The sequence below is a fragment of the Ruegeria sp. CH11 genome (assembly GCF_056537105.1).
Genome location: NZ_JBQFQX010000001.1, coordinates 366,017 through 380,098 on the forward strand (window position 1 = coordinate 366,017; position 14,082 = coordinate 380,098).

A 14,082-nucleotide genomic window follows, 5' to 3' on the forward strand; every position below is an offset into this window, starting at 1 on the left:
GCTTCACTCCGCCGCAGCCCGCATGTCGGGGCCACCATCGCGAATGACTGCAAGCAGTTCCTCGCGCCGTTTCGCAGCTTTTGCCTCATTCGCCTTGAGCACCGGGCCAAATCCGCGAATGTCCAAGGGCAAACGGGCCAGCGCCGTGATGGCATCGCGCGTATCAGCGTTCAACTTGGGCAAAACCTGTTTCATGTCCATTTCGTATTGCGTGATCAGGGCGCGCTCCATCCGGCGTTCCGCACTGTATCCAAACAGGTCAAATGGCGTGCCGCGAAGCATCTTGAACCGTGCCAAGAGCCCGAAAGCCCGAAGGAACCTTTCGCTGAACGCGCGTTTTGGCGGACGCCCATTTACTTCTTTGCCCCCCAGAAACGGCGGTGCCAAATGGAATGTCATTTTGAAGTCGCCGTCGAACTCTGCCTGCGCCATGTCACGAGTTTGCATCAACAGGCGTGCGACCTCATATTCATCCTTGTAGGACAACAGCTTATGATACCCTTTTGCAGCGGCTTCGCGGACTTGTTCGTCCTCAATGGCGTCGATCATCTTACGATATCGTTTCGCAAGCCCCTTGCCCTGATACTGCACCAGATGATCGGCGCGAAAGGCGATAATCTGGTCCAGTGTTTTCGGGAGTTCGGTTACGTTCTGACCCAAAATTCCAGTCACCGCGTCGGGATGCAAAACGGCCCAGCGGCCCACTTCGAATGCCCGCTTGTTGCGTTCGACCGCAGTCCCGTTCAGATCGATCGCCTGCTGAATTGCTGAATGTCGGATCGGGATCAGACCGCGCTGCCACGCCGCGCCCAGAACCATCATGTTGGAATAGATCGAGTCCCCCATAACGACGCGTGCCAAGGCACTGGCATCGAACAGGTCCAACCGATCCTTCAACCTGGCTTGCAAGGCCAGTTCCAACTGGTCGCCGGGAATTCTGAACTCAGTGTCACGGGTGAAATCTCCGGTTACGATCTCATGATTGTTGACCACTGCGCCTGTGCGTCCGGTTTCGGTCAGGCCCAAAGTCTTAGCCCCGGCAGACACTACAAGATCGCCCCCGATCAATGCATGCGCTTCGCCTGTTGCGACCCGAATGGCACTTATGTCGTCCGGTGAATTCGCCAACCGGCAATGGATATGCACCGCTCCGCCCTTTTGCGCCAGCCCGGCCATTTCCATCATGCCAGCCCCTTTGCCGTCGATCTGCGCCGCCTGTGCAAGAATCGCACCAAGCGTGACGACACCGGTGCCACCTACACCCGTGATCACCACGTTATGCGTCCCATCGATTTCGGGCAGCACCGGGTCAGGCAGATCCGGCAGGTCAATCTGAGTTGTCGCCTCTTTGCGGATTTGCGCGCCTTCCAGCGTTACAAAAGATGGGCAAAACCCGTTCACGCATGAGAAATCCTTGTTGCAGCTAGACTGATCAATCGCCCGCTTACGGCCCAGTTCCGTCTCTTTCGGAACGATCGAGACACAGTTCGACTGTTCGCCGCAATCTCCGCAGCCCTCGCAGATGTCCGGGTTGATAAACACGCGCTTGTCGGGGTCAGGAAACGTACCGCGCTTGCGTCGTCTCCGCTTTTCTGCGGCACAGGTCTGAACGTAAACAATGACCGATACCCCCTTAATTTCCCGGAATTTTTTCTGAACCTGAATCAGTTCAGCGCGTTCATGCGCTTCAACACCTGATGGCAGCGCATTTAGGTTCACATCTTCCTTTTCATCATAGACCAGCGCGACATGCTGCACGCCCATTGCCGTAACCTCGGCCACGATACGCTCGGCTGATAGGTCGCCGTCGTTTTCCTGTCCGCCGGTCATGGCGACGGCATCGTTGAACAGTATCTTGAAGGTGATGTTGGTTCCGGCCGCAAGCGCCGCGCGGATGGCCTGCACGCCCGAATGGTTATAAGTGCCGTCGCCGAGGTTCTGGAACACATGCTCCGTGGTCGAAAACGGAGCTTCGCCGATCCAGTTCGCGCCCTCGCCGCCCATTTGTGTGAAACCGGTGGTTTCGCGATCCATCCACTGAACCATGTAGTGACACCCGATCCCGGCATAGGCGCGGCTGCCTTCCGGCACCTTGGTCGAGCTGTTATGCGGGCAACCCGAACAGAAATATGGCAGACGCTCGGCTATTTCTTCGGCGTTGTCGGCGCGACGCGCCTCGGACAGTTTTGCCAGACCGGCCCGCACTCCGTCGGTATCCCGCCCTTCTTCGATCAGGATATCGCCAAGCTTTTCGGCGATCATGATCGGGTCCAGCGCGCCGCGTGTCGGGAACAGTTCCTCGCGATGCAAAGTGCCCGCGCCGCCCTTGTACCAGCCATAGACCCGCCGGCCGCGCCGATCGTCAAAGATCGCCTCTTTGACCTGAACCTCGATCAGTTTGCGCTTTTCCTCGACGATAACGATAAGGTCCAGCCCTTCGGCCCAGTCGTGGAACCCTTTCATATCCAAGGGGAAAGTCTGGCCAACTTTGTAGGTTGTTATCCCCAGCCGTTCGGCTTCGGTCGCGTCGATGTTCAGCAGCGACATGGCGTGAACCAGATCCAGCCAGTTCTTACCCGCCGCGACAATGCCGATCTTGGCCCCGGGCTTGCCCCAGATCCGTTTGTCCAGCTTGTTCGCGTGTGAAAATGTCTCGGCCGCGAAGCGCTTATAGTCGATGACCCGCGCCTCTTGCAGATGCGGAGTGTCACCCAGTCGGATGTTCAGGCCGCCTTCGGGCATGTCGAAATCGGGTGTCATCAGCTGCATCCGGTTGATCGCACCATCAACAACCGAGGTCACTTCGATCGTGTCCTTCATGGTCTTCAGACCGACCCAGACCCCGGCAAACCGGCTGAGGGCAAAGCCGTAAACGCCATAATCCAGAATTTCCTGCACGCCAGCCGGGCTGACGACCGGCATGTACATGTCAACCAGCGACCATTCAGACTGGTGCAGCACGGTCGAGCTTTCCCCGGTATGGTCGTCGCCCATGGCGACCAACACGCCACCATGCTCGGCAGTTCCCGCCATATTGGCGTGACGCATGACATCGCCAGACCGATCGACCCCGGGACCTTTGCCGTACCACAGACCAAAGACGCCATCGAATTTGCCGTCTCCGCGCAAACCGGCTTGCTGGCTGCCCCATAGCGCCGTTGCCGCCAGATCTTCGTTCAATCCGAACTGAAAGGTAACGTCGCTTTCGGCAAGCTGTTTCTGGGCGCGGGTCATCTGCTGGTCCACCGCCCCAAGCGGCGACCCGCGATACCCGGTCACCAGACCCGCCGTGTTCAACCCCACCGCCGTGTCGCGTGCCTTTTGCATCAGCATCAGGCGCACGAGTGCCTGCGTGCCGTTCATCAGAACCGGACTTTTCGACAGATCGAACCTGTCATTCAGGGATACTTTTGGCTGACTCATCTGACGTCTCCCCTCGTCGGATTAGTGTGCTCTATATTTATTCATTTTAGGTCATGATTGCTGACCTGTATAGCATTTTCCCCTATTATCTAACGATTTCGCCGGTTCGAATGTGGAATTTGTTACGTCTTTCATATAGGGCTGCAAACGGATAACGAAAGTTGCGTCGATGGATTGGGACAAACTCAGAATATTTCACGCGGTTGCCGATGCGGGCAGCCTCACGCATGCGGGTGACAAGCTAAACTTGTCTCAATCCGCCGTGAGCCGCCAGATTCGCGCCCTGGAAGAATCGCTGGACGCGACCCTTTTTCACCGACATGCGCGCGGGTTGATTCTCACCGAACAGGGCGAGTTGCTGTTCGATGCTACCAAAGCCATGTCCAAACGTCTGGATGCCACCGCCGCCCGCATTCGCGACAGCGAGGATGAGGTCTTTGGCGTTCTTCGCGTCACCACGACCTTTGGGTTCGGAACCCTGTGGCTGGCCCCGCGCCTGCCCAAGCTTTACGAACAATACCCCGACATCAACGTCGACCTCATGCTTGAAGAGCGTGTGCTGGACCTGCCGATGCGCGAGGCCGACGTGGCCATCCGCATGAAAGAGCCCAGCCAGGCCGATCTGGTGCGCAAACGACTGATGACGGTTCAGATGCAACTTTATGCGACCCGCACCTATCTGGACACACATGGCGGCCCGCCAGAGACGCTTGAGGATATCGCCAAACACAGATTGATCTGTCAAACCCCTTCGGCAGCGCAAGTTTCGGCCAGCGCGGCGTTGGTACGGCAGTTGATGACCTACAACCCGGGCTCGCTGCTGACCGTGAACAACTATTTCGGCGTTCTGCAAGGTGTGCTGCATGACTTGGGTATCGGCGTGCTTCCGAACTACGTGACCGAGGACTTCCCCGATCTTGTACATGTGCCGACCGATATCAGCGGCGCGGATGTCCCCGTTTACCTCGCCTACCCCGAGGAATTGCGCCATTCCAAGCGTATTGCCGCCTTTCGCGACTTCGTTCAGGACGAGATCATCCTGCACCGTAAGCAGTTGAGGCAAATGGGGAAAATCTAGCTATGCAAAATTCGCATAGCGGACATGTATCAAACTTAATGAAAACCCCTTGATCGTTAACAAAGTGATCCCTAAATGAGCACTCGAAGGCGGTGATGCTGAAACGCTCATCATCTTCATACCTCCCTGTTGGACTATGGCCGAGCTTAGTGCTCGGCCTTTTTTTTGGTTTTTTGCCTTTTCCCGCACAACACGCTGTCAAATTTGCGTCGCTGCTCCTATGATGCGGAAAAAACGATCAAAATTTCGTATTTGAGGGCAAATCCATGTTCCACCCACTCCGCCTCGTTCTGGCGCTGGTTTCAGCGATTTTGCTGGCATTACCGGCACTCGCACAGGACAGTTCAACATCAGCAACCGTTTCAATCCCCGAGGATCTGACCCCCGAACAGGTCGATGATCTGGTTGCGCGCATGTCCGACGATCAGGTCCGGTCCATTCTTCTTGAACGCCTGGATGCCGTCGCCGAGAAAAACGCGGCTGAGGCTGAAGAGCGCGAGGACCCGATTACCGAGCTCAATGAGATCTGGGCTGAAATGGTGACCTCGTGGACCCAGGTCATTATGACCGTTCCAAATATCTTCCACGCGCAGGTCGAGGCTGTAAGCAATTTCACGGGAACTTTCGGAACAGCCGGTGCGTTTACTTTGATGGGCCTGGTTCTGAGTGTTCTGGTCGTTGGCCTGGTCGCGGAAAAGTTGTTTGAATTGCTCACGCGCCGTTGGCACGTACAGAGCGAAGCCGAAGACGAGAATGACCTTTGGGGCGCTGTCCGCTATCTGTTTGGACGTTTTTGCCGCGAAATCGCCGGGCTCGTTGTCTTTTATGTTGTCATTCGTGCCGTCGGTCGCGGTCTTTTGACACCAGAGCAAATCACTTATGCCGCACCGTTTGTCTTCTATTTGATCTGGATCCCGCGACTGGGTGCGGCCGCTTCGCGTTTCGTGCTTGCGCCCAAAAAGCCGCACTACCGTCTGGTCAACATCGACGATCACTGGGCAAAGTACCTGCATCGCAACATTATCGGACTGCTGATCCTGATTGGTTTCACCTTGTTCCTGTTGCACTTTAACCGGCTCAACGGGATCACCGGCGGCGAAACGCGTATCGGCTTCTGGCTGAATGCGGGAATTCACATCTACATCGCCGTGATCGCCTGGAAAGCGCGCGAAGGTCTGTCGCAGATGATGCTGGGCACCGACCCCGATCACACCAAATTCGATGAGGAAGTGGCCCGCTACTACCCCTATTTCGCGATCGGTGTGTCGGCGGTGATCTGGTTGCTGGTCGAGTTTCTGGTGGCGCAACGCCATCCTTCGACTCTCGCTTTGCTGGTTAATGGTGCACATTTCGCAACGATGTTCTGGCTGCTCTGTGCGCCCGCTCTGGACACGCTAATCCGTGGCTTGGTGCGCCATCTGCAGCCACCCATGCAAGGCATGGGGCCGGTGGCCGAGCGCGCATATAAATCGACCAAACGCAGCTATATTCGTATTGGCCGGGTCGTTGCCGGTATCTTCGTGATCCTGATGATTGCGCGGGCCTGGGACCTCGATGTTCAGGAAATCGCGGGTGGCAGTGCTGAATCTGGCAGCAAGCTGATTCAGTTCTTCATCATCGCTGCGATCGGTTACATCATCAACGAGCTAGTCTCGCTGTGGATCAACCGTCGTCTGGCGAAAGAGCAAACCGCATCGGAACAAAGCCCCGATGAAGAGGCCGGCGAAGGCGGTGGCGCAGGCGGGTCGCGTCTGACCACCGTCCTGCCGCTGCTGCGGGTCACCGCTCAGGTCACGATTGCGGTGATCTTCACCCTGCTGGCATTGGGTGCGTTGGGGATCAATATCGCTCCGCTGCTGGCGGGTGCCGGTGTTCTGGGTCTGGCCATCGGTTTTGGTGCGCAGAAACTGGTGTCGGATATCGTTGGCGGCATATTCTTCCTGATCGACGATGCCTTCCGCGTTGGTGAATATGTCGATGTGGGTGGTACTACCGGCACGGTCGAGAAAATCTCGATCCGTTCGATGCAACTGCGCCACCATCGCGGGCCGGTTCACACGATCCCTTATGGCGAGATTCAGAAGCTGACCAACTACAGCCGTGACTGGGTGATCATGAAGCTGAAGTTCACCGTGCCCTTTGATACCGACCCGAACAAGGTCAAGAAGATCTTCAAAAAGATCGGGGCCGAGATGATGGAGGACGAGACCCACAAGGATGGCTTCCTGCAACCGTTCAAATCGCAGGGCGTGTTCGACTTTGACGATGTCGGCATGATCATCCGCGGCAAGTTCATGGCCAAACCGGGCAAGCAGTTCACCCTGCGCAAGGAAATCTTCAACCGGGTCAAGGCCGCGTTCAAGGAAAACGGCATCGACTTTGCCCGCCGCGAGGTACGCGTAGCCATCCCGGGACTGGATGAGTCCGAGAACCTGACCGATCAGCAGAAAGCAGCGGTCGGGGCGGCCGCAAGCGCGCAGACCAACCCTGAACAGGGCCCTGCATAAACAAAGATCGAACCGGGCAAACGCCCGGTTCTTTTTTGCATCGGTCAGGACGGTGCGCTGACTTGCGCTGTCTTGGCCCTTCCCCCCGGCGCGCCCTTGCCGTAAAAGGCCCGCAAATTCGGCCACCCTGGACAAGGACAGACGATGCAAGAGCCCGCCATCACCCCGGATCTGATTGCCGCACACGGGCTCAAGCCCGACGAATACGACATGATCCTCGAGATCATCGGGCGTGAGCCGACATTTACCGAGCTCGGCATCTTTTCGGCCATGTGGAACGAGCATTGTTCGTACAAGTCGTCCAAGAAATGGTTGCGCACTCTGCCTACCTCTGGCCCTCAGGTGATTTGCGGCCCCGGTGAAAACGCAGGCGTGGTCGATATCGGCGACGGGCAAGCCGTGGTGTTCAAGATGGAAAGCCACAACCACCCGTCTTATATCGAGCCCTATCAGGGCGCTGCCACCGGCGTGGGCGGTATCCTGCGCGACGTGTTCACCATGGGCGCGCGGCCCATCGCCTCGATGAATGCACTGTCCTTTGGCGAGCCCGGCCACCACAAGACCCGGCAACTGGTCAACGGCGTGGTCGAAGGCATCGGCGGCTATGGCAACTGTTTCGGCGTGCCTTGCGTCGGGGGCGAAGTGCGGTTTCACCCTGCCTATAACGGCAACTGCCTTGTGAACGCATTTGCCGCTGGTCTGGCCGACAGCGACAAGATTTTCTACTCGGCCGCCTCAGGCGTCGGCATGCCCGTCGTCTATCTGGGCGCCAAAACCGGCCGCGACGGCGTCGGCGGTGCGACCATGGCCTCGGCCGAGTTCGACGACACCATCGAGGAAAAGCGCCCCACCGTTCAGGTCGGCGACCCTTTCACCGAAAAACGCCTGATGGAAGCAACGCTCGAGCTGATGCAGACCGGTGCCGTGATCTCGATCCAGGATATGGGCGCTGCGGGCCTGACCTGTTCTGCCGTTGAAATGGGCGACAAGGGCGGTCTGGGCGTGCGTCTGGATCTGGAAAACGTACCCCAACGCGAAGAGAATATGACCGCGTATGAGATGATGCTGTCAGAATCTCAGGAACGCATGCTGATGGTCCTCAAGCCCGAGCTTGAGGGCGAAGCCCGCGCCGTGTTCGAAAAATGGGACCTGGACTTTGCCATCGTTGGCGAAACCATCGCCGAAGACCGTTTCCTGATCGTCCACAATGGTGAGGTCAAGGCGGATCTGGTCCTCTCGAAACTCTCGTCGACCGCGCCTGAATATGATCGCCCGTGGGAACCTACGCCCGAAGCTGGCGAGTTGGACGAGGTCCCTCAGATCGACCCGATTGACGGGCTTCGCGCGCTGTTGGCGTCACCCAACTATGCCGGCAAGCAGTGGGTCTACGAACAATACGACACGATGGTTATGGCTGACACGGCGCGCACACCGGGACTGGGCGCAGGCATGGTCCGCGTACACGGCACCGACAAGGCGTTGGCCTTCACCAGCGATGTCACACCACGCTATGTGCGCGCAAACCCGATCGAGGGCGGCAAGCAGGCGGTGGCCGAAGCCTACCGCAACCTGACCGCCGTTGGGGCCAAACCGCTGGCCACAACCGACAACCTGAATTTCGGCAACCCCGAAAAGCCCGAGATCATGGGTCAATTCGTCGGCGCCATTCAGGGCATTGGTCAGGCCGTCGCCGCACTGGATATGCCCATCGTGTCTGGCAACGTGTCGCTCTACAACGAAACAGACGGTCAGGCGATCCTGCCAACGCCTACAATCGGCGCGGTTGGTCTGCTGACACACACGGATGAGGTTATCGGCAACGAAGTGCGCGAAGGTCATGTCGCGTTGGTGATCGGGGAAACGAATGGGCACCTTGGCCAATCCGCCCTGCTGGCCGAAGTGTTCAACCGCGAAGACGGTGATGCGCCGCATGTCGATCTGGACGCTGAAAAACGCAATGGCGAGTTCATCCGCGCCAACCGCAACATGATCAAGGCCTGCACCGATCTTGGCGACGGCGGGCTTGCTCTGGCCGCGTTCGAACTGGCCGAGGCTGCGGGCGTCGGAGTGCATCTTGATGATGCCGCGACCGAGTTTCTGTTCGGCGAGGATCAGGCCCGCTATCTGGTCGCCTGCAACTTTGATCAGGCAGAGGCACTGATGATCGCAGCCGGTCAGGTTGGCGTGCCCCTGGTTTCGGTCGGGCGGTTTACCGGCGATGCGGTGAAGATCGGCAGCTCAGAGGCGCCGCTTGCCGAATTGACCGACACATTCCGCAGCAGCTTTGCTCAGGCCGTAGCCTGACGGTCGATGTGCGCTGAAGACCGCGAAACAATATCCTGCACGCGACACCGGGTGCAGGATTTGTTTCAGTTGCGCCCGCCGCACCTTGCGCGCCCCTTCCCGGCGCTCTAAATCTTGGGAAAGACCTTCAGGAGTGAACTTACATGCCGATGAGCGCCCACGAGATTGAAACCCTGCTGCGCGAGAGCTTTCCCAACGCGGAAATTCAGGTTGGCGGCAGCGATGGCGTGCATATGTCCGCCATGGTCGTGGACGAAAGCTTTCGCGGTAAGAACCGGGTGCAACAGCAACGCGCGGTCTATGCGGCCCTAAAAGGCAAGATGGATGGACCAGATGGTGAGCTGCACGCGCTGGCGCTGACGACCAAAGTGCCGGAATGAAATTGACGCTTTGGGACTTGCTGACAGCGCTTGTGCGTTGGCGCGTTCCCAAATCGAACGGCAAACCTCCGCTTGGAATGGAGGCAACGGATACAGACCTTGTGAACAAGGTGCAGGCCGAGAACGAACGACTAGAACGAATGAATGGGCGCGACTAAGCGCCATCGACAAGGAAACGCGAAATGACTGACGTCAAAACCCAGATCGACGAAACCGTCAAAGCCAACGATGTAGTGCTGTACATGAAAGGCACCAAAGAGATGCCCCAGTGTGGCTTCTCGTCCCGCGTCGCCGGAGTGCTGAACTACATGGGCGTCGATTATGCCGACGTGAATGTTCTGGCTGATGAAGGTATCCGGCAGGGCATCAAAGATTATTCCGACTGGCCGACCGTGCCACAGCTCTACGTCAAAGGTGAGTTCGTCGGTGGATGCGACATCATCACTGAAATGACCCTTTCGGGTGAACTGGATACGTTGTTTGACGAAAACGGCGTCGGCTATGACAAGGACGCCGCCGACAAGATTCGCGAAGCCAACGCCTGATCGACCTATTTGCTGGTGCAATCCCCGTACACAAGCTGTTCGGGGGCTGTGCTGCCTTCGCCTTGATAGGAAATCGAAGCGTCCCATCCCTTCGAACGCAGAGTGTACGTCCCTACCCCTCCTTCCGAGAGATAACGGATACCGGACCCGCTTGGTGCCTGCCGCATCGCTACAAGCTGGCCGTCGATCAGCATCGCCGCAGCACCCGACCCATCTGATGCGTTGAAATAGGACACTGGCACCTGCGTATTGTTTTCGCAGGTGAAGGTGACGGACAAGATATCGATTTCGGCCGCCGCAACCGAGCCTATAGCCGCGAAAATAGCTGTGGTCACGAATACGCGCATACCGCTTATCCTTTTGCCTTTTCTTCGATAACCGCTGCCATCGCTTCGGCGCGCGCGGCCATCTCGGCCAGAGTGTCAGTAACCGAAGGCGGCACGACCGCGACTTCAATCCGTTCGGGTTCGGGTTGCGGCGCGTTGCGCAGTCGGTTGAGTTCGGCTTCGGCGTCGGCCAGGCGCGCTTCGGCCGCCTGCACACGCTCTTCCTGACCTGCAGTCTTGTCCGCCAGCATCAGGCCAGCCATCAGCAGCATTCGCGATTCCGGCATCCGACCCATCTGATCGGACAGGACCTGCGCCTCGTCATCCAACAGTTTGGCGGCGGCTTGCAGAAATTCCTCTTCCCCTTCGCGGCAGGACACATCAAACCCCCGCCCACCGATATTGATCGTCAATTCGGGCATTATTCTACCTCTCCTTCCGCAAGATTGGCCTGCGTCAGCAATGGCTCGAGCCGCGCAAGAACCGCGCGCGCTTCAGCTGCGTCCGATGCCTGCGCCGCGCGCGTCGCTTCAAGTTCTGCGGCGGTGGCGCGGTTCAGCATATCCGCGTCGGGCACGCCAGCTTCAGCCGCCGCCCGCAATTCCTCGACAGCACCGCGCAATTCGTCATTTGCCTTGCGCAAACGTTGCAGATCATCATCCAACCGAGACATCGCAGCGCCATGGCTGGCACGTTCGGCGCGCAACATCTCAAGCTCGGCGTTCAAGTCACCCAGCCGTTCCGTGTCCGCCATATCGGCCCGTAGCGCAGACAGTTCACCCTCGAGTGCACCGGCACGGTTCGCAAGAGGAGAAAGCCGCTCGATCTCGGCCTTCAACTCCTCGACTTCGCTGCTGTTTTCCAATGCGGCCTTTGCCTCGGCCAAATCCGCGCGGGCAGTTTCGACCGTCGCTAGCTGCGCGGTTGCCTCGGCCAATTGCGCCCGCAACTGATCCGTTTCGGCGTTCTGTGTCGGTTGGGCCCGCAAGCCATCCAGATCCGCGCGCATCGCGTCGATTTCCTGATCGTGGCGATCCTTAAGCGATTTCAGGCGTTCTTCCAATTGCGCGTTGGCCACACGCTCGTCTTCCAGCGCCGCCCGCAAGCCGTCTTCGCCTTCTGGCCGGCTCGCGGTTCCCAACAATTCGACCCCAGACCCGATCCGTTCCATTGCCGCCATAATACGGCGCTGCAATTCCTCGATTTGGCTCATGCCCCTGTCACCTCTTAACCAAGGTTCGTTCTGCTGCACGCCTGACCGAATCACGGACGGCGGCTCTCAGCCTTAGTCTAACGGAATGTTGCGGAAAATACCCACTGTTTGCTTTCAAAGGCTTGGGCCGCGCTCTTGAAGCGGTCTGAAGCCCTTTGGGCCAGTTCCGCTTGCACTTTGGGGGGTGAATGGTATGCAGCCCACAATCTGCTTGTAATCCAAAGGAACAACGCCCGTGGACCTGACTGCGCTGCGCAATGCAAACCCCGAACACTGGGACAAAGCGGCGGCCATCCGCACCCTGACCCTTGATGCCGTCGCCGCCGCCAATTCCGGCCATTCCGGCATGCCCATGGGCATGGCCGATGTCGCGACCGTCCTGTTCGAAAAGCACCTGAAATTCGACGCATCGGCCCCGAATTGGCCCGACCGCGACCGGTTCATCCTGTCGGCTGGTCACGGCTCGATGCTGGTCTATTCGCTGCTCTACCTTACCGGCCACGCTGACGTCACACTGGACGAGATCAAGAACTTCCGCCAATTGGGCGCAAAAACAGCGGGTCACCCGGAGAACTTCCTGGTTGACGGAATCGAGACCACGACCGGGCCACTGGGTCAGGGCATTTCGAACGCCGTTGGCTTTGCCATGGCCGAGGAAATCCAGCGCGCCCATTACGGCAAGAAGGTCGTCGACCACTATACTTACGTGATCGCAGGCGACGGCTGCCTGATGGAAGGCGTCAGCCAAGAGGCGATTACATTGGCCGGACGTCATGAACTCGGCAAACTGATCGTGTTCTGGGACAACAACAACATCACCATCGACGGCACAGTAGACATGGCCGATCGCACTGATCAGGTGAAGCGATTTGCCGCATCCGGTTGGCAGGTCATCGAGATCGACGGACATGATCCGCAGGCAATCGACGCCGCCATCGTCCAGGCGAAAAAGTCGAACAAGCCAACCATGATTGCGTGCGAAAGCCATATCGCGCTGGGTCACGCAGCTCAGGACACCTCGAAAGGCCACGGTGCACTGACCGATCAGGATCAACTGAAAGCCGCCAAAGAAGGCTATGGATGGCCGCATGAGGCGTTTCACATTCCGGCAGATGTTAAATCCGCATGGGAAGCCATCGGGGCCCGTGGTGCGGCCGAGCGTGCAGCCTGGGACGAGCGCTTTGCACAACTGTCCGAGCGCAAGCAGGCCGAGTTCAAGCGCGCCTACGCGTTTGACGCCCCCAAGAAGCTGGCCGGAGCGATCCGTTCCTTCAAGAAACAGATCTCAGAGGAACAGCCAAAGCTGGCCACCCGCGCCTCGTCCGAGAAAGTTCTGAACGTCGTGAACCCGATCATGACCGAGACCGTAGGGGGCTCGGCCGACCTGACCGGATCGAACAACACCAAGTCGGCTGATATGGGCGTCTTCCTGCCGGAAAACCGCAAGGGTCGCTACATTCACTATGGCATTCGCGAACATGGTATGGCCGCGGCGATGAATGGCATGGCGCTGCATGGCGGCATCCGCCCCTATGGCGGCACGTTCATGGCCTTCACCGATTATGCCCGCCCGTCCATGCGTCTCGCAGCGCTGATGAAAGTACCCAGCGTGTTCGTGATGACCCACGACTCGATCGGTCTGGGCGAGGACGGACCGACTCACCAGCCGGTTGAACATTTGGCAATCTCGCGCGCGACGCCGAACACCTATGTCTTCCGCCCTGCTGACACGGTCGAAACCGCCGAAGCGTGGGAACTGGCGCTGACCTTCAAAGACAGCCCTTCGGTCCTGTCGCTGACCCGTCAGGGCGTGCCGACGGTGCGCAAGGATCACAAGACCAAGAACCTGGTCGCCCAAGGTGCCTACGTTCTGGCCGAAGCCGAAAGCAAACGCCAGGCGATCCTGATCGCAACCGGTTCCGAGGTATCGCTGGCGATGGAAGCAAAGGCGACGCTCGAGGCCGAAGGGATCGGCACCCGCGTCGTCTCGATGCCCTGCATGGAACTGTTTGCGCAACAAGACGAAGCCTATCGCAAGCGCGTCTTGCCCGGTGGCCCCGTCCGCGTCGGCATCGAGGCCGCCGTCCGCGCCGGTGGCTGGGACCGCTGGTTGCTGGGCGAGCGTGGCCGCGAAGCCAAAGCCGGTTTCATCGGCATGTCCAGCTTTGGCGCCTCAGCGCCCGCAGGCGAGCTTTACAAGCATTTCGGCATTACGTCTGAGGCGACAGTTGCCAAGGTCAAGGAATTGCTGGGGCAGTGAGCCACTGCACTTAGCATCAAGCAAAGGGCGGCTTTGGCCGCCCTTT

11 protein-coding genes are annotated in these 14,082 nt (G+C 58.6%); 7 read left to right on the top strand and 4 right to left on the bottom strand.

From position 1 onward, the window contains the following. Nucleotides 1-3 precede the first annotated feature (3 nt). On the bottom strand, nucleotides 4-3,423 hold the full coding sequence (locus tag ACR0LX_RS01860; protein ID WP_480782330.1) for an indolepyruvate ferredoxin oxidoreductase family protein: 3,420 nt from the start codon (nucleotides 3,421-3,423) through the stop codon (nucleotides 4-6). Nucleotides 3,424-3,592: 169 nt separating this feature from the next. Between ACR0LX_RS01860 and ACR0LX_RS01865 the strand changes: the two genes are divergently transcribed. The 6 genes from ACR0LX_RS01865 to grxD all read left to right on the top strand — a co-directional run bounded on the left by ACR0LX_RS01865 (nucleotide 3,593) and on the right by grxD (nucleotide 10,237). Next, a complete protein-coding gene (locus ACR0LX_RS01865) occupies nucleotides 3,593-4,501 on the top strand; it encodes a LysR family transcriptional regulator (RefSeq protein ID WP_480569485.1) in 909 nt (302 codons plus the stop codon). Between the two features lie 266 nt (nucleotides 4,502-4,767). Beyond that, nucleotides 4,768-7,008 (top strand): mechanosensitive ion channel family protein, encoded by a 2,241-nt coding sequence (locus ACR0LX_RS01870; protein ID WP_480569482.1) that lies wholly within the window; start codon nucleotides 4,768-4,770, stop codon nucleotides 7,006-7,008. 144 nt (nucleotides 7,009-7,152) lie between these two features. Beyond that, nucleotides 7,153-9,312 (top strand): phosphoribosylformylglycinamidine synthase subunit PurL, encoded by a 2,160-nt coding sequence (gene purL / locus ACR0LX_RS01875; RefSeq protein WP_480782331.1) that lies wholly within the window; start codon nucleotides 7,153-7,155, stop codon nucleotides 9,310-9,312. A 143-nt stretch (nucleotides 9,313-9,455) separates the two neighbouring features. Continuing rightward, nucleotides 9,456-9,692, top strand: a complete 237-nt coding sequence (locus ACR0LX_RS01880; RefSeq protein ID WP_039530494.1) for a BolA/IbaG family iron-sulfur metabolism protein — start codon at nucleotides 9,456-9,458, stop codon at nucleotides 9,690-9,692. Continuing rightward, complete coding sequence (locus ACR0LX_RS01885; protein ID WP_480782332.1) at nucleotides 9,689-9,850, top strand: hypothetical protein; 162 nt, start codon at nucleotides 9,689-9,691, stop codon at nucleotides 9,848-9,850. The genes ACR0LX_RS01880 and ACR0LX_RS01885 overlap by 4 nt, the downstream gene beginning before the upstream one ends. Before the next feature lie 24 nt (nucleotides 9,851-9,874). Further along, entirely contained in the window at nucleotides 9,875-10,237 is a 363-nt protein-coding gene (gene grxD / locus ACR0LX_RS01890) for a Grx4 family monothiol glutaredoxin (protein ID WP_480569474.1), read from the top strand. A 5-nt stretch (nucleotides 10,238-10,242) separates the two neighbouring features. Here the strand turns inward: grxD and ACR0LX_RS01895 are convergent, their stop codons facing one another. From ACR0LX_RS01895 to ACR0LX_RS01905, 3 genes are read right to left on the bottom strand one after another with little or no spacing between them, the layout of a single operon-like run. Beyond that, on the bottom strand, nucleotides 10,243-10,584 hold the full coding sequence (locus ACR0LX_RS01895; protein WP_480782333.1) for an MliC family protein: 342 nt from the start codon (nucleotides 10,582-10,584) through the stop codon (nucleotides 10,243-10,245). Nucleotides 10,585-10,589: 5 nt separating this feature from the next. Beyond that, complete coding sequence (locus tag ACR0LX_RS01900) at nucleotides 10,590-10,985, bottom strand: cell division protein ZapA (protein ID WP_480569468.1); 396 nt, start codon at nucleotides 10,983-10,985, stop codon at nucleotides 10,590-10,592. Continuing rightward, complete coding sequence (locus ACR0LX_RS01905; RefSeq protein ID WP_480782334.1) at nucleotides 10,985-11,776, bottom strand: hypothetical protein; 792 nt, start codon at nucleotides 11,774-11,776, stop codon at nucleotides 10,985-10,987. Before ACR0LX_RS01905 ends, ACR0LX_RS01900 begins: the two co-directional genes overlap by 1 nt. A 235-nt stretch (nucleotides 11,777-12,011) precedes the next feature. Between ACR0LX_RS01905 and tkt the strand changes: the two genes are divergently transcribed. Then, the gene (gene tkt / locus ACR0LX_RS01910) at nucleotides 12,012-14,036 is read left to right on the top strand and encodes a transketolase (protein WP_480782335.1); all 2,025 of its coding nucleotides are present in this window, start codon (nucleotides 12,012-12,014) and stop codon (nucleotides 14,034-14,036) included. The last annotated feature ends 46 nt before the right edge of the window (nucleotides 14,037-14,082 follow it).